Here is a 19,549-nt window from a genome sequence, read left to right as displayed (position 1 = left end):
GGGGGGTACGTCCGAACGGGTGTGGCCCGTCGCGGGGTTCTTCGCGCTGTGGCACGTACCGACTGTATGAACACAACAACCGAAAACAGCGTTCGGACGGTCGAAACACGGAGCGAACTTGACGACGTGCTGGCGACGACTGACCGCGTACTGGCGATGGTCCGGACAAGCGGCTGTACAATCTGCAAGTCGATGGAGCCGATACTCGACATCGCCGCGAAAGCCACCGACGCCACAGTAGTCGTGTTCAATCCGAAGGGTGACCTCGATGCCGTCGACGCGTTCGATGTCCGGAGTGTCCCGACGTTCCTGCTGTTTGCCGATGGAGAACTTATCGACCGCCGTGCCGACGGGTTCGTCCCGGCCGAGGAGCTTATCGAGTTCATCGAGAGCGGGTCAGAATCGGGCAGCTGAACTGAGTAGAATTGTCACACTGCGACAACACTTATACCACCACTTGTCGAAGCGCTCTCTTGATGGCCCTCCAAATTGGCTCCGCCCTCGAAGAGGCGGGGTATCGGCTGTTCAGTCGCACCGGCGCGATACTGTTCGGGGCGTTTCTCGCCCTGATGATTAGCTTTCAGGCACTGTTTAACACAATCATAGCGACAACCTTCACCAGGCTGGGGTACGGTGATGTCACCGCAGCCCTGCCATTCACCTTCGACATCCCGCTCAACGTCGCTGGTGCTGGTATCGCCATCGGCTCCGTTGTCTCGCTGTATCTCACTATCGTCAGCTTCCGGACGTTCGCCGGCGACGCACGCGACAGCTTTCCTGCCGGCGCGTTTACGCGGAACGTGCCGCTGGCGATGGTGAACGTGCTTGTCGGCGGCATCGTCTACAGCCTGCTGGTGTTCATCGGGTCGGTCCTGTTCCTCATCCCCGGCATTTTCGCGTACGTCGTGTTTATCTTCATGATGCCGTACGTCATCGTCGACGACCGGAACTTCGTCGCGGCGCTCAAGGAGAGCTACCGGCTCACTGAGGGCGACCGGGTTGGGATGTTCGTCCTGCTGTTCATCGTCGTTGCTGTCGGGGCGCTTCTCGGCGGTGTTGTTGGGCTCGTCGGCTCGCTGGCACTCCCACAGCCGGCCGCGCAGTTGCCGACCATCGTCATTCAACCGCTGGTGTCGCTGTACAGCACCGCAGTTATCGCGGTCGCATTCGAGCAACTCCGCGAGAGTGACGGGACGCCGCCGTCGGCCCCGAGCGAGGACGGCACGCCGACAACAACTGTCTGATTGGCTGCTGTCCGCGTCTCATCGAGCCTCTCGGTCGAGACCGCTCGGCGGCGGTGGTCCCCGCACCGTGGCTCGCTTGCCGCCGGGAGGTTTCGGGGCCCGGTCACGTTCCGGGAAAACGATATACAGTCACTGCGACAGCAATAGGTATGGATATCGCCAGAATCGCTGTCCACGAGTCGGTTGCGAAGGCCTGTCCGCTGGAGGCGATGGTCGCCGCGTTGGAAGGGTTTGACGTCCCTGTCGAAACCGTCGGCGACGACGTGACCTTCGACGCCGGTGATTGCGTCGTCACGTTCTCCCCCCGAGACGCGTTTCTGGACGCCACCTGGGTCCACGGCGTCCGCGCCGGCTACGACGAGTTCGACGTGGACGTCTACGAAGCGACTGGGACGGCACTGACGAACAGCACCGGCATTCACGGCGACACCGTCCCGGAAACCGTCATCGGCTACCTGACGGCGTTCGCCCGTCGCCTCCACGTCTATCGGGACCGGCAAGGTGACAGCGACTGGACGCAGGAGCCCTACGACGCGCCGTTCACGCTGACCGGCGAGCAGGTGTGCGTGGTCGGCCTGGGCACCATCGGGCAGGGCATCGCCGACCGGGCCGACGCACTGGGGATGGATGTCATCGGCGTCCGCCGCTCCGGTGCCCCCGCGGAAAACGTCGAGCGCGTATACACCCCTGACGAACTGGACAGTGCCGTTGCCGACGCGCGCTTCGTCGTGCTGTGTTGCCCGCTCACCGAGGAGACCGAAGGCATGGTCGACGCCGCTCTCCTCGAAGCGATGCGGGCGGACAGCTACCTCGTTAACGTCGCTCGGGGGCCGGTGGTCGTTGAGGACGCGCTGTTGAACGCCCTCGACACTGAGACGATTGCCGGAGCGGCTCTCGACGCCCACTGGGAAGAACCGTTGCCGGGCGACCATCCGCTCTGGAACCACGAGTCGGCTATCGTGACGCCACACGTCGCCGCGTCCACGAGCCGGTATCACGAGGATATCGCGGCTCTCGTGAAAGAAAACGTCGAACGGGTCATGCGTGGCGAGTCACTGCGGAACCGCGTCGCGTGAAGGTAATCAGGTGGTCCCGCTCAGGTACCTTCGACCAACCGTTCTAGCTGCTCTGGCGGAACCGCACCGCGGGCGGCGTGCCCATCGTAGGCGAACGTGGGGACGCCAGTGATACCCTGTTGCTGGGCCGCCGTGAACTTCTCGCGGACCGCAGAGCGGAGCGCGTCGTCGGCGAGCGCCGACCGGATTTCGTCGCCGTCGACGCTCGCGTCTTCGGCCAGGTCGACCAGCAGGTCCTCGTCGCCGATGTCCCGTCCGTCCTGCCACAGCGCATCGAAGACGGCCACGTCGAAGGCAAGCCACGTCTCGTAGTCGTAGTGCTCTTTGATGTAGTACGAGGAGATTTGGGCGGGCAGTGAGTCGATATCGGTGGTGATGTCCAGATCCATCTCAACGTCGTATTTCGCCTGAAGCCGGCGAACACTCTCTTTCGCCTGCTCGTAGTAGTCCTCGTCCTTGCCGTCGTCGACGGAGTGGTCGATGGAGCCGTCGGGGTTGCGCTTCCCGCTCCGGAGGTCGAAGGGGTGCCAGTCGATTTCGAGTTCGGCCTCGCGCGTCGACTGGTACTGCCTGAGCGATTCGCGCCCGAGATAACAGAACGGGCAGACGTAGTCCGAGAAGACCGTAATCCGCTCGCTCGACTGTGTTTCACTCATACGTCCGGGTATGCGTTGCTCGCGGTTAAACGCGGCCACCGTCTGTGTCGAACCAGCGCACGACCGCTTCGCTACGCGTCGTCTCCGATGGCCTCGTGGACAGTCTCCACCCGGGAGACGAGGTCGTCGGCGTCCGTCGCAAGCAGCGTTACGCGCCCGTTAACACCCATGCCTGCGCGGCCGACGACGGCGACCGGTGGCTCGTCACTTGCCTCGAAGGCCCGGTCGACGCCCCACCGCGCCGTGGCGTCATCGGAAACCGAATCCGGCCGCTCGTCGGGGGTGTACGTTGCGACAGCGCCGTCAAGCGACGCCAGTGCCTCCTCGACCGAAGCGGTCAGCCGGCAGTCGGCGGCGAACCGCAGTTCCGGGGCGTGCTCTCTCGCGGCCAGCAGGGCACGCGCCACCGTCGTCGACGCGCCAAAGCGGACGCCGCGGTTCGGCCGGACGCCGTCCATCGTGCGGGCGATGCGGCCCTCGACGGCCGCGACCGAATCCGGCGTCTCTGCGTACGGTGTCGCGCCGGCGACGGTCATCCCTCGCTCGGGGACCAGCGCCGACACGTCCGCATCGACGAGCGTCGACACAGCCCGCTCGACGGCCTCGCTCGTCGGATTGCGCGCGGCGTCGTTGCGCGTCTGGACGAGGTGGTGGACCGCGCCGGGTCCCTCGCCCACGTCGACGTTGTACCGGACCGCGCTCGCAAGCAGGTCGATACCGCTTCCGACCGCCGTCGACAGGTCGTCGCCGTGGGCCAACTGCGTCGCGATGGCCGAAGAGAGCGTACAGCCGGAGCCGTGGGTGGCCTCGGTCTCGACCCGGTCGTGGCGGAACGTCGTCACCCCGTCCTCGGTCACGAGGGTATCGACGACGGCGTCGCCCGGGACGTGGCCGCCCTTCACGAGCGCGCTGTCGGCTCCCATTTCCACGAGCTCCTTCCCCGCTCGTTCCGCGGCCACGGGGTCGTCAACGTCGCGGCCGGTCAGGACGGCAGCCTCGTCGGCGTTGGGCGTGACGACCGTCGCTTCGGCGATGAGTGACTCGTATGCGTCTTCGGCCTCGGCGGCCAGCAGCCGGTCGCCCGACGCCGCCACCATCACCGGATCGACGACGAGGTTCGGCAGGGCGGCGGCGTGGTCCGCGACCAGATCGATGACCTCGCTCGTCGCGAGCATGCCCGTCTTGACTCCGGCCACGTCGAAGTCGTCGACGACGGCCTCGATCTGAGCCTCGATCTCTGCAATCGGAAGCAGATGCTGACCCTGTACGCCCGTGGTGTTCTGTGCCGTGACGCTGGTGATTGCGCTGGTCCCAAACCCGCCACAGGCCTCGATGGTCTTGACGTCAGCCTGGATGCCGGCCCCGCCGCCCGAGTCGCTGCCGGCGACGGTCAGCACGACTGGCGGTGTCACTGGGGCATCCGTTCGTGTCATATCTGATGCCTTCGTTGGCGGCCACATATCGGTGCTGGTCTCTCATACGGATTGCTGTAGATTATCTCCGGATAGTGCCGACACCCGGGACCGGCACACACGGGTAAATCGCTACACCAATCCGTATCAGTCGGACGTTGTTATGCGGCAAATCCTAGTATGCTAATAATACTTCATACTACATCTGAGAAACATTTATGTAGCGCTGTGTCGGATGTGCCCTTGTACCACAATGGAACCAGCGTCGCGCGATACTACCGACTCCGACGAGCAGTACGGTAGCTTCACCACTGGCGGCGGCGACGTCGTCGTCTACGACACCGAGAACCCGACCGCATGGCTTCAATCGAGCTATGCGGTACAGGTTGGCTGCCCGTCGGAACGAAAGTCGGCCTGACCTTTCTATCCGACCGATATCATTGCGATACCGACGATAGCAAGCCCTGCAGCGGCCAGGCGTGCCCGGAACTGCGCCTCGTCGAGCACAATCGCGCCCAGAATAACGGCGACAATAGCTTGCCCGTTGACGATGGGCGAAACGATACTCGCCGGGAGCAACTGGAAGGACAGTAACACGATGTGGTTCGCGTAGGCGACGAACATCGCCGCGACGACGAACTTCGGGAGGTCCCCCCGCCATCCCGGCGGGACCTGGTATCGGAACGCGAACGGCGTCATCAACGCCGCGATACCGACAGCCATCACCGGAATGTATGTGGTCGGCTCGATGGCCAGTTCCTGCATCAGCACCCGCTTGCTTACATCGACGAGTGCGAACGCCGCAGCCGACAGCAGCGCCAGTTGTGCAGGCCGGGACCGCCGGGCCCGCTTAAGCGGGGCCAGTAACGCTGTGCCCTGCCAGTTCGCGACGTAGACGGCCGCAGTCGCGACAACGACGCCGCCGACCTGCAGCGCAGAGAGGTGCTGGCCCAGCAGGCCGACTTCCAGTGGCAACACGAACACGGGAACGATTTTGCTAATCGGCGACACGTAGGAGACTTCGCCGACGCGGATCGCCCGAAAGAGGGTGAGTAGTCCAACTGCCGTCACCACTGTCACGGCGAGTATCGACGAGAGGACGTTGATGCGGTTTCCCGCCGGGAGGAACGGCTCGTTGCTGGCGAAGACAATAGGGAGGTAAACGACGGGGACCAGGCTGTATGTAAGCAACAGGAACACCGGCGACGGGTAGTCGGTGAACCACCGCTTCATCACGAACAGGTACACCCCGAACACCAGCGCCGACAGGACGGCGTACGCGATTCCGACGTTCACGGTTGACAACGACTGGCCGACCGCAATAACTGTTCCCTTCGGGCCCGTGTCAGGAACCACGCTGGCGGGCGATCAGCGCCGCAAGCAACACTGCAAGACCGGTCATAAGCGCGGTAAAGCCGTCTCCCTCTTCGGCTGTCGTCTGCCTGTCTGTGGACATCTCCGTCGGCGTTGGCGTCGACGTTGGTGCCGCCGTTTCCGTCGAGACGACCACATCGACCGTCGTCGTGGTCCGTCCGTCACCCGCTGACAGCGACACCGTGCCGGGTTCGTCGAGAGTAACGGTCCGCGTGACCGTTGTCGTCGCCTGTGGCGAGAGATACAGTCGCTGTTCGGCGAACACGACGTCGTTGCGGCGGAACTCGGCCGTTGCTGTCCCCGGAATATCGTTGTCGTTGACGACAGTGGCGGTCACGTCAACCCTGTCCCCCTGTCTGACTTCGCGTGGACTCACGGCGACATCGGTCACGCTGGCCGCTGCTGGTTCTGACACGATGACTGTGGCAGTGTCGCCGTCGACGCTGACCACGTATCGCCCGGGTTCGGTGAATGTGTGTGTCAGCTCGACTTCGGTCCGTACCCCCGGTTCGATCTGGCCCTGTTTCGTGGCGACAACGGTCTCGTTGACCGCGAGCGTCAGGTTGTACATCCCTGCCTCGCCGCCAGCGTTCTCGACGACCGCATTGACCGCGAGCGTCTCGTTGGCCGCCAGCCGGATCGGTTCGCTCCCGCCGACTGGTGCGTCCGACCGGTAGAGACTATCTGCGCGGTAGGCGTCCGCCCGGTCGACCGGTGGGAGACTGTAGCCGATGCGAGCGGGAATCGCACCGAACAACCGCTGGTGTGTCGTCTTGTTCCACATCGCCACCGTTGCTGTCGTTTCGGTCTCCGTCGCGGTCGCGTCTCGAACGCTTGGCCCACTAACGGCCTCGATCTCGGTGAGGAGCTGTGACTGCGTAACCGGGTCACGGTAGCCGTTCAGCGACTGAAACACGCGCTGGAGTGTCTGGTTACGGCCAGTAGCCGAGCGGATATGGACGTCGGTCCGCCCGGCGACGAGCGCACCCTTCCAGTAGTTCGCGTCGTTCGTCCAGCTTGACCTGTCGGCCAATGTCACGTCACTGTAGACCGGCTGCTCGCCGGCTGCGAGCTGTGCCCGGAACTCGTCAAACCCGATCCGGTTCTGTTCCAGCGTCAGGACAGCGGCGTAGTACGTCGCCCAGCCCTCGACCGTCCACCGCGTCTCCGCTGTCGTCTCGTAGGCCTGCCGGCTGTGGACGTACTCGTGGAGCCAGACGTTGTTGGCGGTATCGAGCGACTGCCGGGACTGGACCCACATATCTGCGTCACCGATCTGGTACCCCTCGACACCCCAGTTGACAGCTCCGGATGGCGCAGCGACGACGAACACCTGCTCGTCACGGTCGCCCACCCGAAGTGCGTTCGACGCGTTCGCCATCGAGTCCAGCACCGAAATCGGCGAGGCCGTCATCGTCGCCCGCTCTGGCACAGCTAGCGTGAACGTCTGGTTGTGTGCCGACTCCTCGAAGGTCGCGACGTCGCCGAGGTACACGATCTCCTCGCCCGCTGCGCCCGGACCTGCCGTCCGGAGCGTGCGGTTGTACTTGACGGGGTCTTGACCGGTGTAGCGCCAGCGCGTCGGCGTCAGCGACCGCGTGAGTAGCGCCCACTCGCCCGTATCGACGCTGAGATACCGGCCATCGGCCCCTTCCGGACCGCTCTTTTGGATGGTCTGGTTTGGATTGATACGGTAGCTGATCGTCGCCGGACCCGACGTCTCGTCCCACTCGTACACGGACCCGTTGACGCGCTCGAACCCGTCCGTTTCGGTCACCGTCGCCGCCGCCGGAACGTGTGCTTCGAGGTCGACGACTCGGTCCGGCACCTCGTAGGTCAGGGTGACCGCGACCTCGCCCGGCTGTTCCGGCACACGCGCGTAGGTCTGTGTTTGCCGAATCACGTCACCGTCGCCGGTCTGTGTTGCACCCGATGTGGCTGTCTCCGTCTCCATGCTGGCCGCTGTCGAAGCTATGTCACCGCCTTTGCCTCGTGGCTGGCGTCGATGAACGTCGGCGCTTCTCGTTCGGACCGTCGAGCCGTTCGCCTCCGTAGTGTCTGCTGACGACTGCACTGTCTCGACTGTCGGATCACTCTGATTTGGCGCTGTATCGACTCTGTACGTGCAGTTCTCACCGACTCCGGCCGCCGTCCCGTTGTCGGCGTCGGTCACAGCCCCGTGGTCAGCGGTCGCCGCCACCGGGAGCGACGCGATTCCCCCACCGAGGAGCAGGACCACGAGTCCGACGGCCACCACCCGCCGGGGTACAACAAGCATTGCGAACAGTTACCGTCCCATGGTTGAAATAGTTGACCGCCGATAATGGGTGTTGATATCACGCACTGACCGCCGTCTCTCCCGATGGTGCGCAGAAGTTCTCACGACGGCAGAAAAACGGCTGGGTCTGGTTCACTCACGGGCCGAAAAGCCAGCGAGCAGGTCACAGCAGGAGCTTGCCACGGCGCTCTCACGAGAACCGTTGGCAGTCAGGAGTTCAGGCGACGTTGAAACCTTTGTCGCGGAGGAAATCCTCGACGCGGCCCGTGTGATTGCCCTGGAGCTCTATCTGCCCGTCCTCGACAGTGCCACCGCAGGCGAACTTCGATTTGAGGTCTGAGGACAGCGAGTCCATGTCGACGTCTTTCGGGTCGAATCCCTCGATAATCGTTACCTCCTTCCCGTAACGGCGCTCGTCGATGCGGATGTTAATCTCCTGGGACTCCTTAGCGACGTCCTCACAGACGCAGAGCTCCTCAGGCAGCCCGCACGTCGAGCAGACTTCCGACATTACAATCGCGCCTACGAACACGACCTATTAAACACTGTCGGGGACTACCGGTCGGAGACGATTCCGTCGGCGATTTCGACGGCCTCGTCAGCTGTTGTTCCGTCGATTTCACCACCGTAGCGGAGTCGTTCCCGTATTGCGGCTAGCCGCCTGACCCGGTCGTCAGCCCCTATCGCGTCGAGATACGCCCGCACCGTCTCACCGTTCTCCCGGCGCCGGTGTTCCTTCGCGAGGACGTACATGGCCCGCTGGAACGCCCGCTCAACGTCGGTCTCGGGATCCACGCGGCGCTGGTATCGCAGCCACACCGCCCGGTAGGCTCGCTCGCTGAGGCCGGACCGGCGCGCGCCCGCCGCGATGCCGAGTAACGCGACGACGCCAAGCGTCATCGCCTCGCGCGACGGGAGCGCCGGCAGGCTCAGCTCCAGCCCCTCGTCCGCGCCTGACGCCCCTGTTGTGCTGGTGGGTGTGTCCGTTTCGGTGGCCGTTGGTGTCTCAGTCGGCTCGGTCTCGGTCCCATTGGTCTCGGTCAGCGGGGCAGGCGTCGACGTGTCGGATGGCGTGTACTGCTCTACCGGGTTCCCGTCGCCGACAGTGGGCGACGATTCGTCCGAGTCTGCCTCTTCGATACGCTGCTGCCTGATGTCCTCACGCGGCCCGGACGGCGTCGGGTCGAACTGCACCCAGCCCTGGCCGGGGAAGTACACCTCGACCCAGGCGTGGGAGTTGAGCCCGCGGACGACCCACTGGTTCTCCTCGATGCGCTGGCCGGACGTGTAGCCGACAGTCATCCGCGCCGGGATGCCCTGCGTCCGGAGCATCGTCACCATCGCCGTCGCGAAGTAGACGCAGTACCCCTCGTCCATCTCGAAGAGGAAGGCGTCGGCGACGTTGAAGTCGGGCCGGTCGACATCAAGTGAGTAGCCCTTGCTGTCCTGCAGCCAGCGCTCGATGACTAACGCTGTCTCGTAGGGGTTCTCGGCGTTCGCGGTGAGAATAGCCGTTCGCTCCTCGACACGGTCCGGCGTGCTGTCGGGGAGCTGGGTGTACAGCTCTACGGTCCCGTCGTCGTAGTCGGTCCCGGCCTCACGCAGCCCGTCCGGCGTCGCCACGAGCAGTTCGCTCCTGACCTCGTAGCTGTCGCCCGTCGACAGCGTCCCGTCAGGTTGGAATCCGCCTTCGCTGGAGATCGATACCGACGGCTCCCCAGAGTAGCGGACGGGCTTCCAGGCGGCTGGGACGGTCCCGATGGCCGACTCCGCCCGGAACTCCTGTCGAAGCATCCGGGTTTCACCCGGTGGACTGTCGAGGCGCTGGTCGCCGTACGGGCGGGGGTTTCCAGTCCGGACCCACCCGTTGCCGGTGTAGCGGTCGTAGGAGGCGACCCGCCAGTAGCGCGGTTCTTCGCTTTCGACTGTGTACCGTATCTCCGGTGTCAACGAAATACTCCCCTGTACTGAGAGGGACTCCCCGGCATCGAAGAGACTCCCCTCGACGGTCTGGCCCCCCGACTCATCGTCGTAGGACAGCAAGCTGTCGCGGGTGATTGGCACCTGTGACAGCGCCGCCGGGACGACAATTATCGCCGCCAGCTGTTCGAGGACGGCGCGCCGTCCGGCGTCGATGCCCTCGCTGTCGTCGTCCACGTGTTCCGTCCCGTCACTGCCAGTCATCGCGTCGGGTCGCTTCGTCAGGTCTGCCGGCCCGTCCGCCGACAGCGTGTCGAGCGTCCCGAAGCCGATTGTCGCGGCGATGCCGACCACGCCCAGCAGCGTCGTCACCACGCCGGCGTCGGTCGTCAGGGCGAAAAACGCCAGCGCCGTACCGGCCGCCACTGTCGCCGTCACGTACCAGCGCCGCAGGGCGAAGTACCAGGTCAGAAACACTGGTGCCGGCGCGAACGACAGCACCCACAGCCTGACTTGGGCTATCTGGAGCAGCGACCGCCCGGTCAGCAGAGCGGCGGTATCGGCCAGCAGTTCCGTCACCGCGGGGTCCGTCGAGAGGTTCAGGATGTACGCGCCGAGCCCGCCGGCAAACAGCACCGCACCGACACCGACCGCGAGGGGCGGTCTGAGCACGCGAGCCAGCAGCGTCGCGCCGCCGAGCGAGAGCGCGATAAGCGCCAGAAACAGGGTCGGGTCGCCGACCACGTCGCTGAGAAAGTACATCGTCCGCAGCGGCGCGCCGATGGCCAGCGCCGCCGCAAGCAACGCCAGTAGTCGGGTCCCGCTCCACGGAACTCGGCGACGGACCCGCTCCACGGCGGCGGCGCTCATGCGTCTATCTCCCCCGCGAGAGGGTTGTCTCGACTGGCGGTCACGTCAGCGAAGGGCCGGCGGCGGCCGTCGACCGATACCGTGACGCCGTCGCCGTTGGCCGTGACGACCACGTCGGCGTCGTCCACGCGGTCGGTTCGGCCCGCGTCGGCCCGCGCGAGCAGTTCGAGCAGTCGCGTCCGGTGGGTGTCGCCGTACCCCTGTTCGACCGCGCCGTTCGGAACGGCGAGTTCGACCGAGCGCCCATTCTCCAGGGCGGCCATCGTGATAGTCGCCGCCGCTGCGGCCATCGCGTCGGCGTGCCCTTGCTGGGCTTCCGCGGCAACGAGGAGGCTCCTGTCGCTCCGGCTGTCGGTGAACTCTTTGACCAACAGGTCCTCGCGCTTGGCGCTGGATTTCCAGTGGACGTCCCGCAGCGAGTCGCCGCTGACGTACTCCCGCAGCCGGTCGAACGACTGCCGGTCCTCGTGCTCCGGCGTGAACGTTCGCGCGAACGCCTCCTGCCCGCCCAGCCGGTAGACCGGTGGATACACCAACACGTCGGCTTCACTCTCGACAGCGTATCGCTCCGTGACGAGCCCAAGCGTGTCCGTCACCGTCACGTCGACGGGGCCGGCCCGTTGCTCGCCCCGGGCCGTGTAGGTGACCCGGTAGGTCACTGTCGCCGGGAGGGACTTCGTAACTGTCGTCTCCCCCGCTAACCCCTCGGAGAGCCGGTCGGTGACTGTCGCGATACCGCTGCCGTCGACGCGGAACTCCACAGGTTTCGTCTCGCCGGGAAAGCCACGGCGGAGTCGGCTCCGTTCGACGGTCGGCGCGCCGCTCCAGCGAACCTGCACGGCGGCGGCAAACACGCTGACGAACAGGGGGCCGGCGACGGCGGTGAGCCCGGGCTGACCGAATCTGGCACTGACCAGCAGAGCGGCAACGGCAACGGCGAGAACGGCGAAGCCGCGGCGTGTCGGTCTCATTCGACGTAGACGGTATCGAGCGCTTCCGCGACGAGTTCCCGGGCGTTCTGCTCGCTGCTCTCGGTCCGTATGCGGTGTGGCAGGACGACCGGCGCTTCCGTCTGGACGTCGTCGGGGATGACGTAGCTGCGCCCGTCGAGGACGGCCCGAGCCTGTGCCGCCCGGAGCAGCGAGATGCTCCCCCGCGGGCTGACGCCCAGCTGCGCGTTCTCCCGCGTGTACCGGGCCAGCCGGGTCGCATACGAACGGATCGGCTCTTCGACGGTCACATCGGCGACTGTCTCCCGGGCGGCGGACAGCGCATCGAGGGTGGCGACCGAGGTGAGTTCTTCGATGGGGTGGTGGCCCACCACGTCACCCAACATCTCTGTCTCGGCCGCCTCGTTCGGATAGCCCAGATGGAGCTTCGTCATGAATCGGTCGAGTTCGGCCATCGGCAGGTCGTAGGCCCGGTTCTGCTCGACCGTGTTCTGCGTGGCGATGACGGTAAACGGCTGTGGCACGGGATGTGTCGTCCCGTCGACTGAGACCTGCTGTTCCTCCATGGCTTCCAGCAGCGCCGACTGCGTTTTCGGCGGCGCGCGGTTGATTTCGTCGCCGAGGACGACGTTGGCGAAGATCGGTCCCGGGCGGAACTCGAACTCCTGTGTCTTCTGGTTGTAGATGTTGACACCGGTCACGTCGGTCGGGAGGAGGTCCGGCGTGAACTGGACGCGCTTGAACTCGCCGTCGAAAGACGCCGCGACGGAGCGGGCTAACATCGTCTTGCCGACACCGGGGACGTCCTCGAGCAGAACGTGGCCGCGGCCGAGCAACGCGATGACGATGTGTTCGATGGCGTCGTGTTGTCCGACGATGACCTGCTCGACGTTTTCGATCACCTGATTGGCGACGCGTGTGGCGTCGCGGAGGGGACTGTCCGACTGTTGACTGCGTGAGGTGTCAGTGTCTGTCATAGTCGCAATCTCGTGGGACGACGCCGTGGCACGGGAACTGATGAGATAGTCTGTCCTGTCGACCAGTAAGTGTCTTGTGTGGTTCGCCACAGTCCCCGGGCCGTTCAGTTGTAGCCCTGCCTACGGCGTGAGCGTATGTAACTCTGTGGATGGGTGAGAACAACACACATCCGACTGACGGCCGGCAGCGCCCGTCACCAGGCCTTACACGCCCCACAGACGAGCTGGCCGTCCTGTGTCCACCGGCGCTCGACGACCTCGCCACACTCGGCACAGGCCGCCCCTTCGGACGACCACGCGTACGTCGTCACGGCTGGGTCGACCGCGTCAGTCGAGGCTTCGGAGTCGGGGGCGTCGCTTTCCATCTCTGTCGTATCGTCTCCCGCAGGCGTATCGCCCTCTCTTTCGTCCTCGCTCTCGTCGCCAGCGTCGAGAAAGTCCTCTAGCGAGGCGTCTTCGGCCATACATCCCTGTTTTACCCGCGGTCACAAAATACCCTGTCGGTCGTACGGACCGCAGCCGTGTTTTGACAGACTGTCCAGACCGTTATTCGGTAGCGACGCCGACGGTCAGCAGCGTCCCCAGTTCGCGGTAGCGCTCGACCATCGCCTCGCGGGTCTCGAACTCGTCCGTCGGGAACGCGTCCGCCGGCGGGATCTCCACTTCGCGGTCGGGGATGGTGTCCTGCGACGCAACGGCTAAGCCGGCCTCGCGGAATGCCGTGCGGTACTCGTCGGCGCTCCAGCGAGTCATCTCGATGTCGATAAACCCCTGCCACTCGTGGGAGTGGACGTTCTCCTCGTAGTAGTTCACCGCGATGTGGGCGGTCCCACCCGGTCGCAACACTCGTGCAATCTCTTCCAGCGTGTGTGGCGGGTCGCTGGCGTAGTAGAACGCCTCCATCGAGAACACATGGTCGATACTGTCGGTCGCAAACGGCAGGGCGTCGAAGTCCCCACGCAGGAACCCGATGCCGTCGTCGTCCGTGTACTCGCGGGCGTTTCGGAGCATTTCTGGGGACCCGTCGAGGCCATAGCAGGGACCGGCATCGTTAGTGTCGCGGAGCGCACGGAGCGCATAGCCCGACCCCGTCCCGAGGTCGAGTACTGTGTCGCCCGGCTCGACCGGCATCCGGGCGAGGACGTGCTTGGCGGTGTGCCAGTGCCGGTCCTCCATCCCTCTGTCCTTGCCCTCGGCCGCCCACGCATCGAATTCCTCACGAACGCTCATACGTCCCTCCAGCAGTTCTGGCCTCAAAATGTCCGCTATTTTGACCTGCCGGAAACACGTGTCCACCGATAGCCGCACTCGTCTGGTGATGGACATCTCAGCCCACCGCTGTACACAAAATATCAGATGGGAGATAAGTCGGTCGGCGTACTGCGACACAGCATGCGCTCGTACAAGGCCAAATCGGTAACGTCGATACAGCTGCAGCCCCGTGAGCGACGCGAGACAGCGCTCGGCGAGGCTGGACACAACGTGTTCAACCTCGCTGCAGAAGACGTCTTTATCGACTTGCTGACTGATTCGGGGACTGGCGCAATGAGCGACGAACAGTGGGCGGACGTGGTCCGGGGAGACGAGGCGTACGCCGGTTCGCGCTCGTTCGAACGCTTCCACGAGACGGTTGCCGATGTGATGGGATTCGACCGCGTTGTTCCGACACATCAGGGCCGCGGCGCGGAGAACGTCCTGTTCGGGGCGCTACTGGACGACGGTGACGTCGTCCTCAACAACACGCATTTCGACACCACCCGCGCACATGTGACAAATCAAGGTGCAACCGCGGTTGACTGCCCGGCAGAGACGGATCTGACTACTGATAGCGTCGGGACGTTCGCCGGAAACTTCTCTACAGACCGTGGGTGGGACGCCGTCGAAGAATACGGGCGGGACGCTGTTTCAGCTGTCGTCCTGACCATCACGAACAACTCCGCTGCCGGCCAGCCGGTGTCGATGGAAAACATCCGCGAGACGGCTGCCTTCGCCACGGAAATCGACGCGACGTTCGTCATCGACGCCTGTCGGTTCGCCGAAAACGCACAGTTCATCAAACAACGCGACCCCGAATACGCCGACACACCCCTCAGTGAGATCGCTCGCGAGCAGTTGCGTTCTGCGGACGCAATCACGATGAGTGGCAAAAAGGACGCACTCGCAAACATCGGCGGGTTCACGGCCGTCCGCGACGCTGCCCTGTTCGAACAGTGCAAACAGCGCGCGATCCTGTACGAGGGGTTCCCGACTTACGGGGGCCTCGCGGGTCGTGACCTCGAAGCGATGGCGACCGGCCTCCGGGAAGCGGTCGAACCGCCGTACGTTGCCGAACGGATCGAACAGGTCGCGACCCTCGGCGACCTCCTCCGTGACCGCGATATCCCGATTGTCACGCCGACCGGCGGCCACGCCGTCTACATGGATGCGGCCGCCCTGTTCCCGGACATTCCCGCCGAGCAGTTCCCCGGACAGCGGCTCGTCTGTGAACTTTACCGCGAAGGCGGCGTCCGGACAGTCGAACTCGGCTCGTTCGCCTTCCCCGGCACCGACCGCCCGGAACTCGTCCGTCTCGCCCTGCCCCGCCGGACGTACTGGCGTGAACACCTCGAACACATCGCGGAGACCGCTGCGCGCGTCCGCGACCGTCGCGACGAGTACACCGGCCTGAAAATCGTCTGGGAGCCACCGATGGACGAACTCAGACACTTCTCAGCGGAACTCGAACCCGTCGCGTAAGGTCGCTTGATTGTGACTCCGGACGAGAGCGGCTCCCGAGCGTCCACGTGGTGGCCGGGAACGCAAACGCAAAGTAGGGCCACGCTAACGTTCAGGTAATGCAAGGACTGCTGTCGGAACTGCTCCAGAGCATCATCGACATGCCCGGCTGGTTCATCGACGTGGCACTGAACGACCCGCTGGCGGCACTCATGCTTGCCGTCGGTGCCGTCATCACGACTGTCTCGGTCGCCTTCTTCGGGTATCTGTCGCTGGGGGCCGTGCTGTCGCTGTTTAGCGGCTCCGGCGGTCGAGGACCGCCCCAAGCAAATCGATAGCCGTCTCGACATCTGGCCCGAGCGGCGACGCAAACACCACGCTGTCGGCATATTCCTCTAACTCCGCCGTGCGCTCAGCGACTGCCTCCGGCGTTCCGGCGATACAGAACGCGTCGAGCATCGCGTCGGTCACCGTCTCGAACGCGGTCGGGAACTCGCCGGCCGAAATGGCCTGCCCTATCTCCTCGGCGGCCTCGTGGTCGATGCCGTGGCGGTCGAGCACCGGCGGCGGCGACCCCGCAGCGACGAACGCGACCGGCGGTCGAGCGGCCTCCCGTGCTTTGGCCTCGTCTTCGGCGACCGAGACGCTTGCGTAGGCCGCGAGGTCGAACTCGCCGTACTGCTCGGGCCGCTCGTCGGCCATATCCTCCACCTGCTCGCGTGCCCACGCGAGATCTTTTGGGTGCGCGCCGTTGTACAGCGCGCCGTCGGCGTGTTTCGCCGCCATCCGGGTCATGTGTGGACCCTGTGCACCGACGTACACCGGAATATCGTCGACCTCGTAGTTCAGCCCAGCGTCGACCGCTTCGAACGTCCCGTCGTGGTCGACCCGCTCGCCGTCCCAGAGCTTCCGCGCGGTTTTGAACGTCTCAAGCACGCGGCGCAGGGCGTCGTCGTGGTCGAAGCCGAGGTTGCTAAGCGTCGATTTATCGCCCGGCCCGATACCGAAGACTGCCCGCCCGTCGCTCAGCTCGTCAAGCGTTGCAACCCGCGAAGCCAGCGTCACCGGGTGCGTCTCGTAGGGATTGGCGATGCCGGGGCCGAGTCGGATCTCGTCGGTCCGTTCGGCCATCGCGGTCAGTGACATGAACTGGTCTCGGTTGTTGTAGTGATGGCTGACGTATACGGCGTCGAGCGGGTTCGATTCGGCCTGTTCGGCAAACGAGGCGAGCTGTGCGACCGGGTGTTCCGGGGTGAGTTCAATCGCGTACATGTGACCACTCTCTGAGTGCTTGTCTGACGACGTCCTTCTCCTCGTCGCGGTACAGTTGCTCGCTGCCCGCGTGATCGCCGAAGTCGAAATCACGGACGACTGCGGCGGGTGTTCCACCGTCGCCTTCGCCGGTGACGAGGTTGGCCGCGGCGGCGAGTTCGTCGACGACGGCCTGGACGGTGGCTTCGAGTTCACGGCCGTCACGGTCGTGTTCGCCACGCCAGTCCCGCGAGGCAGGAAGACCGGCCCAGCCCAGCGCAACCCCGCGCTGGCCGAGACGGAACGGCCGGCCCGACGTGTCGGTAACGATGACGCTGGGTTCGACGCCTGCCCGCTCGCGGATGCCGTCGCGGATCGCTTCGGCCTCCGCTGTCGGGTCTTCGGGAAGTAAGAGGAGGTCCGCGCCGGGCACGTTCGAGCGGTCAATGCCCGCGTTGACCGTGATATGCCCGAACTCTGTCACCCCAAGGATGAATGGGGATTCGACCAGCACTTCCTCACACTCGTCGAGAATCGCCTGTGCCATCCGCGGGTCTTTCTCCTCGCCGGCGATGTCCTCGATGGTCGCCGCGATGCGCTCGGCGCGCTCGCCCGGCGCGTACGATGACAGCGACCGGCCGCGTCCGTTAGCTTTGGAAACGATGGTGCTGGCGACACAGAGCACGTCGTCGTCCCGCAGGTCGGCCTGCTCGACGAGCAGCTCGGCTACGTCGTCGGCGGGTCGGACCTCGGGCAGCCCCTCGACCGCGAAGACTTCCATACAGTTTCTGGGGTCCCTGCGGGAAAAAGACCCGCGTTCGCTGCAAAGCCGGCCAACAGTGGCAACAGCTGCCGGTACGTGCGAGCGACCCGCGACAGCCCTGCGCTTTACAGTTCGTGTTGGGCCACGTCGAGCGTCCCGTCCTCGACTGTCGCGGTCAGCATCGTCGGACGGTCTGCCGGCGAGGCTCCCGTGACGCTGCCAGGGTTCAGGAGCCGTACACCCTCGTAGACGGTGTCCACAAGTTCGTGAGTGTGTCCGGCGACGCCGATAGCGGTACTGTCGGCTTCATCCCGAACCGCTCTCGCGACGCGGTCCGCCCAGCCCCGCGGCGACCCGGTGCCGTGTGTCGCGACGAACGTGACGCCGCCGAGTTCGACTGTCGCCCGCTCCGGCAGCCCGATCTGCGGGTCGATGTTCCCCGAGACGGCGGTCAGTCCCGCCGCCATGTGCCGGATGTCAGCGAGCGCTCCTTTGCTGTCGAAGTCGCCGGCGTGGATGACGTGGTCGGCGACCTCGATGCGCTCCCGGAACGACGGCGGAATTTCGTGTTCCCGGGACGGAATATGCGAATCGCTGATGAGAGCGACATCCATACCGGCTCATTGCATCGGCGTTCGAAAAGGGTTACTGCCACGGAAACGGAGTCGACTGACCGTTCCGGCTACTCTGTGGACGAGAACACGTCTCGCAGCCCGTCCAGCTGCTCGACCAGTCGGTCGATTCCCCCGTTGATCGTCGCCACCCGCTCGTCGATGTTGTCGACCGGGATCGCTCCCTGCGGCGTCGGCTCGATGAGTTCGTCGTCTTCCAGCATCCGTAGCGAGTACCGCACCTTATGTTTCGGGACCCCTGTCTCCTCAGCGAGCCGAACGATGCCGATTGGCCCGTTCTCGATGACGGCTTCGAGGATCGACAGGTCCCGCCCCTCCTTCTCGACCTGATCTTCTAGTCGGTCCATTCCCATAGCAAGTCGTACCTGTGCATTTACGGCCGCGACACATAAACGCCCCAGTTGCGGTACTGTGGTTCTGGTTTGTTCCCTCTGACTGGGCGTCCGGAGCGTCAGTCGCTACTCGTCTGAGACCGGTGTTCGCCGAAGCTCGTCAAGCTGGTCCCGGAGCTTGCTCAGCTCAGTCTCCAGCTCCTCGCGGCGGTCGATGAGCGCGCTCAACTCCTCCGTGTTGACTGAGTAGTCGTTGTCCATCGCCACGTCCAGCGCGTCGGTCGTCGCACCTGTGAGGTCAGACGCGACCCGCAACACCTCGCTTGGTGTCCCGCGGGACTCGTACAGCTCCTGTTCGCCCGACAGCGGACTGTAGGTCACCATCGGCGACTCGACCCCGCGGTGGTAGCTCACGGCGTAGCTCGTGTCCGTCACCGGATTGAGTCGGTCGTCTGCCCGCTCCGTACGGACGATATTGAACGGCTCAGCCAGCGCCGGGAACGTGTCGGCGAGGTCTCGGAGCCGGTCCGCGGCGGTCACATCCAGTTGTGCTTCCACGTCGCCGAAGAACTGCCGCGAGTTGGTGAGACTAAAGGCCACGGTGTAAAACACCGACTCGTCGCTGTCGGCCAGATTGCGAACGCGGTCGCGGACCTCCTCGTGACGGCCCTCGATAGTGAGCTTCTCCAGTTCCTCAAGCAGCGCCCGGACGCCCTCCTCGCGTTCGAGGAACGCCTCGACGATCGCGCCGGGCATCTCCTCGCCATCCACGTCCTCCATGGCCCCTCTTTTGTGGGGGCTCGTAAACAGTTTGTCGCTGGCAGCCGCTAATCGGCACGGCTTACACCCAACACAAAACATATGCCATCCCGCGTGAAGTGATAGCACGTCCGATTCCGGTGGACGGACACTATGACAGGCCAAGGGGGTACTTCCCCGGACGTCTGCTGTTGTCCTACTCCTGTGATATCAATATATGCCGTTTTCCCGGACAGTAGGCGGTGTTTACTGTCTGCTGGACGGGTTCTAAAGGTGTACCGATGTGGCTGTAGAACGGTAGCGACGCGATGAAACGCGTCGCTTGTCGAGTTGATTTCAG

Annotated in this window: 21 protein-coding genes; 6 read left to right on the top strand and 15 right to left on the bottom strand. The window is 64.7% G+C overall.

Translation table 11 applies throughout. The features are described 5' to 3' along the window. Nucleotides 1-66: 66 nt before the first annotated feature. The 3 genes from C437_RS06330 (at nucleotide 67) to ddh (ending at nucleotide 2,320) form a co-directional block, all read left to right on the top strand. Nucleotides 67-414, top strand: coding sequence for a thioredoxin family protein (locus tag C437_RS06330; protein ID WP_004516081.1), 348 nt, complete (start codon nucleotides 67-69; stop codon nucleotides 412-414). 62 nt (nucleotides 415-476) lie between these two features. After that, nucleotides 477-1,244 (top strand): hypothetical protein, encoded by a 768-nt coding sequence (locus C437_RS06325; protein ID WP_004516080.1) that lies wholly within the window; start codon nucleotides 477-479, stop codon nucleotides 1,242-1,244. A gap of 149 nt (nucleotides 1,245-1,393) precedes the next feature. Then, nucleotides 1,394-2,320 (top strand): D-2-hydroxyacid dehydrogenase, encoded by a 927-nt coding sequence (gene ddh, locus C437_RS06320; RefSeq protein ID WP_004516079.1) that lies wholly within the window; start codon nucleotides 1,394-1,396, stop codon nucleotides 2,318-2,320. A 20-nt stretch (nucleotides 2,321-2,340) separates the two neighbouring features. Here ddh and C437_RS06315 read toward each other — a convergent pair whose 3' ends face one another. Together C437_RS06315 and thiD are read right to left on the bottom strand one after the other, a co-directional pair. After that, the gene (locus tag C437_RS06315; protein WP_004516078.1) at nucleotides 2,341-2,976 is read right to left on the bottom strand and encodes a DsbA family oxidoreductase; all 636 of its coding nucleotides are present in this window, start codon (nucleotides 2,974-2,976) and stop codon (nucleotides 2,341-2,343) included. Between the two features lie 71 nt (nucleotides 2,977-3,047). Further along, complete coding sequence (thiD, locus tag C437_RS06310; RefSeq protein ID WP_079992054.1) at nucleotides 3,048-4,436, bottom strand: bifunctional hydroxymethylpyrimidine kinase/phosphomethylpyrimidine kinase; 1,389 nt, start codon at nucleotides 4,434-4,436, stop codon at nucleotides 3,048-3,050. Between the two features lie 205 nt (nucleotides 4,437-4,641). On the opposite strand from thiD, the gene C437_RS20510 reads away from it, so the two are divergent. Continuing rightward, nucleotides 4,642-4,806, top strand: a complete 165-nt coding sequence (locus C437_RS20510) for a DUF7331 family protein (protein WP_004516076.1) — start codon at nucleotides 4,642-4,644, stop codon at nucleotides 4,804-4,806. A gap of 5 nt (nucleotides 4,807-4,811) precedes the next feature. On the opposite strand, the gene C437_RS06305 is transcribed toward C437_RS20510, so the two are convergent. From C437_RS06305 to C437_RS06270, 8 genes are all read right to left on the bottom strand, one after another. After that, nucleotides 4,812-5,693 carry an EamA family transporter gene (locus C437_RS06305; RefSeq protein ID WP_049919650.1) on the bottom strand — a complete coding sequence of 294 codons (882 nt, stop codon included), beginning with the start codon at nucleotides 5,691-5,693 and terminating at the stop codon, nucleotides 4,812-4,814. Nucleotides 5,694-5,733: 40 nt separating this feature from the next. Beyond that, entirely contained in the window at nucleotides 5,734-8,040 is a 2,307-nt protein-coding gene (locus C437_RS06300) for a M61 metallopeptidase family protein (protein ID WP_004516074.1), read from the bottom strand. Nucleotides 8,041-8,257: 217 nt separating this feature from the next. Beyond that, nucleotides 8,258-8,551 carry a stress response translation initiation inhibitor YciH gene (yciH, locus tag C437_RS06295; protein WP_004516073.1) on the bottom strand — a complete coding sequence of 98 codons (294 nt, stop codon included), beginning with the start codon at nucleotides 8,549-8,551 and terminating at the stop codon, nucleotides 8,258-8,260. A gap of 44 nt (nucleotides 8,552-8,595) precedes the next feature. Further along, a complete protein-coding gene (locus C437_RS06290) occupies nucleotides 8,596-10,830 on the bottom strand; it encodes a transglutaminase family protein (RefSeq protein ID WP_004516072.1) in 2,235 nt (744 codons plus the stop codon). Continuing rightward, nucleotides 10,827-11,801 (bottom strand): DUF58 domain-containing protein, encoded by a 975-nt coding sequence (locus tag C437_RS06285; RefSeq protein WP_004516071.1) that lies wholly within the window; start codon nucleotides 11,799-11,801, stop codon nucleotides 10,827-10,829. The genes C437_RS06290 and C437_RS06285 overlap by 4 nt, the downstream gene beginning before the upstream one ends. Then, the gene (locus C437_RS06280; RefSeq protein ID WP_004516070.1) at nucleotides 11,798-12,757 is read right to left on the bottom strand and encodes an AAA family ATPase; all 960 of its coding nucleotides are present in this window, start codon (nucleotides 12,755-12,757) and stop codon (nucleotides 11,798-11,800) included. The genes C437_RS06285 and C437_RS06280 overlap by 4 nt, the downstream gene beginning before the upstream one ends. 194 nt (nucleotides 12,758-12,951) lie before the next feature. Continuing rightward, a complete protein-coding gene (locus C437_RS06275; RefSeq protein WP_004516069.1) occupies nucleotides 12,952-13,221 on the bottom strand; it encodes a DUF7573 domain-containing protein in 270 nt (89 codons plus the stop codon). Nucleotides 13,222-13,303: 82 nt separating this feature from the next. Then, on the bottom strand, nucleotides 13,304-13,987 hold the full coding sequence (locus C437_RS06270) for a class I SAM-dependent methyltransferase (protein WP_004516068.1): 684 nt from the start codon (nucleotides 13,985-13,987) through the stop codon (nucleotides 13,304-13,306). A gap of 162 nt (nucleotides 13,988-14,149) precedes the next feature. On the opposite strand from C437_RS06270, the gene C437_RS06265 reads away from it, so the two are divergent. Both C437_RS06265 and C437_RS06260 read left to right on the top strand, forming a co-directional pair. Next, nucleotides 14,150-15,493, top strand: coding sequence for a tryptophanase (locus C437_RS06265; RefSeq protein WP_049919648.1), 1,344 nt, complete (start codon nucleotides 14,150-14,152; stop codon nucleotides 15,491-15,493). Between the two features lie 98 nt (nucleotides 15,494-15,591). Continuing rightward, nucleotides 15,592-15,810 (top strand): hypothetical protein, encoded by a 219-nt coding sequence (locus C437_RS06260; protein ID WP_004516066.1) that lies wholly within the window; start codon nucleotides 15,592-15,594, stop codon nucleotides 15,808-15,810. On the opposite strand, the gene C437_RS06255 is transcribed toward C437_RS06260, so the two are convergent. The 5 genes from C437_RS06255 to C437_RS06235 all read right to left on the bottom strand — a co-directional run bounded on the left by C437_RS06255 (nucleotide 15,767) and on the right by C437_RS06235 (nucleotide 19,230). Beyond that, complete coding sequence (locus C437_RS06255) at nucleotides 15,767-16,744, bottom strand: 5,10-methylenetetrahydromethanopterin reductase (protein ID WP_004516065.1); 978 nt, start codon at nucleotides 16,742-16,744, stop codon at nucleotides 15,767-15,769. The two genes, C437_RS06260 and C437_RS06255, sit on opposite strands and share 44 nt — an antisense overlap. Then, nucleotides 16,731-17,504 carry a coenzyme F420-0:L-glutamate ligase gene (locus C437_RS06250; protein ID WP_004516064.1) on the bottom strand — a complete coding sequence of 258 codons (774 nt, stop codon included), beginning with the start codon at nucleotides 17,502-17,504 and terminating at the stop codon, nucleotides 16,731-16,733. Before C437_RS06250 ends, C437_RS06255 begins: the two co-directional genes overlap by 14 nt. Nucleotides 17,505-17,611: 107 nt before the next feature. Next, complete coding sequence (locus C437_RS06245; protein ID WP_004516063.1) at nucleotides 17,612-18,100, bottom strand: metallophosphoesterase family protein; 489 nt, start codon at nucleotides 18,098-18,100, stop codon at nucleotides 17,612-17,614. 68 nt (nucleotides 18,101-18,168) lie between these two features. Continuing rightward, nucleotides 18,169-18,465 carry a winged helix-turn-helix transcriptional regulator gene (locus C437_RS06240; RefSeq protein ID WP_170832126.1) on the bottom strand — a complete coding sequence of 99 codons (297 nt, stop codon included), beginning with the start codon at nucleotides 18,463-18,465 and terminating at the stop codon, nucleotides 18,169-18,171. 111 nt (nucleotides 18,466-18,576) lie between these two features. After that, on the bottom strand, nucleotides 18,577-19,230 hold the full coding sequence (locus tag C437_RS06235; protein WP_004516061.1) for a hypothetical protein: 654 nt from the start codon (nucleotides 19,228-19,230) through the stop codon (nucleotides 18,577-18,579). Nucleotides 19,231-19,549 lie beyond the last annotated feature (319 nt).

Origin of the sequence: Haloarcula vallismortis ATCC 29715 (genome assembly GCF_000337775.1) — an archaeon.
Classification (GTDB): Archaea; Halobacteriota; Halobacteria; order Halobacteriales; family Haloarculaceae; genus Haloarcula; species Haloarcula vallismortis.
Note: the sequence above shows the minus strand (reverse complement) of the source record. Positions and strands in the feature narration are given on the sequence as shown.

Coding starts and splice junctions, on each gene's coding strand:
- C437_RS06330 (WP_004516081.1), top strand. CDS start 67: ATGAACACAACAACCGAAAACAGCGTTCGGACGGTCGAAACACGGAGC.
- C437_RS06325 (WP_004516080.1), top strand. CDS start 477: ATGGCCCTCCAAATTGGCTCCGCCCTCGAAGAGGCGGGGTATCGGCTG.
- ddh (WP_004516079.1), top strand. CDS start 1,394: ATGGATATCGCCAGAATCGCTGTCCACGAGTCGGTTGCGAAGGCCTGT.
- C437_RS06315 (WP_004516078.1), bottom strand. CDS start 2,976: ATGAGTGAAACACAGTCGAGCGAGCGGATTACGGTCTTCTCGGACTAC.
- thiD (WP_079992054.1), bottom strand. CDS start 4,436: ATGTGGCCGCCAACGAAGGCATCAGATATGACACGAACGGATGCCCCA.
- C437_RS20510 (WP_004516076.1), top strand. CDS start 4,642: ATGGAACCAGCGTCGCGCGATACTACCGACTCCGACGAGCAGTACGGT.
- C437_RS06300 (WP_004516074.1), bottom strand. CDS start 8,040: ATGCTTGTTGTACCCCGGCGGGTGGTGGCCGTCGGACTCGTGGTCCTG.
- yciH (WP_004516073.1), bottom strand. CDS start 8,551: ATGTCGGAAGTCTGCTCGACGTGCGGGCTGCCTGAGGAGCTCTGCGTC.
- C437_RS06290 (WP_004516072.1), bottom strand. CDS start 10,830: ATGAGCGCCGCCGCCGTGGAGCGGGTCCGTCGCCGAGTTCCGTGGAGC.
- C437_RS06285 (WP_004516071.1), bottom strand. CDS start 11,801: ATGAGACCGACACGCCGCGGCTTCGCCGTTCTCGCCGTTGCCGTTGCC.
- C437_RS06280 (WP_004516070.1), bottom strand. CDS start 12,757: ATGACAGACACTGACACCTCACGCAGTCAACAGTCGGACAGTCCCCTC.
- C437_RS06275 (WP_004516069.1), bottom strand. CDS start 13,221: ATGGCCGAAGACGCCTCGCTAGAGGACTTTCTCGACGCTGGCGACGAG.
- C437_RS06270 (WP_004516068.1), bottom strand. CDS start 13,987: ATGAGCGTTCGTGAGGAATTCGATGCGTGGGCGGCCGAGGGCAAGGAC.
- C437_RS06265 (WP_049919648.1), top strand. CDS start 14,150: ATGCGCTCGTACAAGGCCAAATCGGTAACGTCGATACAGCTGCAGCCC.
- C437_RS06260 (WP_004516066.1), top strand. CDS start 15,592: ATGCAAGGACTGCTGTCGGAACTGCTCCAGAGCATCATCGACATGCCC.
- C437_RS06255 (WP_004516065.1), bottom strand. CDS start 16,744: ATGTACGCGATTGAACTCACCCCGGAACACCCGGTCGCACAGCTCGCC.
- C437_RS06250 (WP_004516064.1), bottom strand. CDS start 17,504: ATGGAAGTCTTCGCGGTCGAGGGGCTGCCCGAGGTCCGACCCGCCGAC.
- C437_RS06245 (WP_004516063.1), bottom strand. CDS start 18,100: ATGGATGTCGCTCTCATCAGCGATTCGCATATTCCGTCCCGGGAACAC.
- C437_RS06240 (WP_170832126.1), bottom strand. CDS start 18,465: ATGGACCGACTAGAAGATCAGGTCGAGAAGGAGGGGCGGGACCTGTCG.
- C437_RS06235 (WP_004516061.1), bottom strand. CDS start 19,230: ATGGAGGACGTGGATGGCGAGGAGATGCCCGGCGCGATCGTCGAGGCG.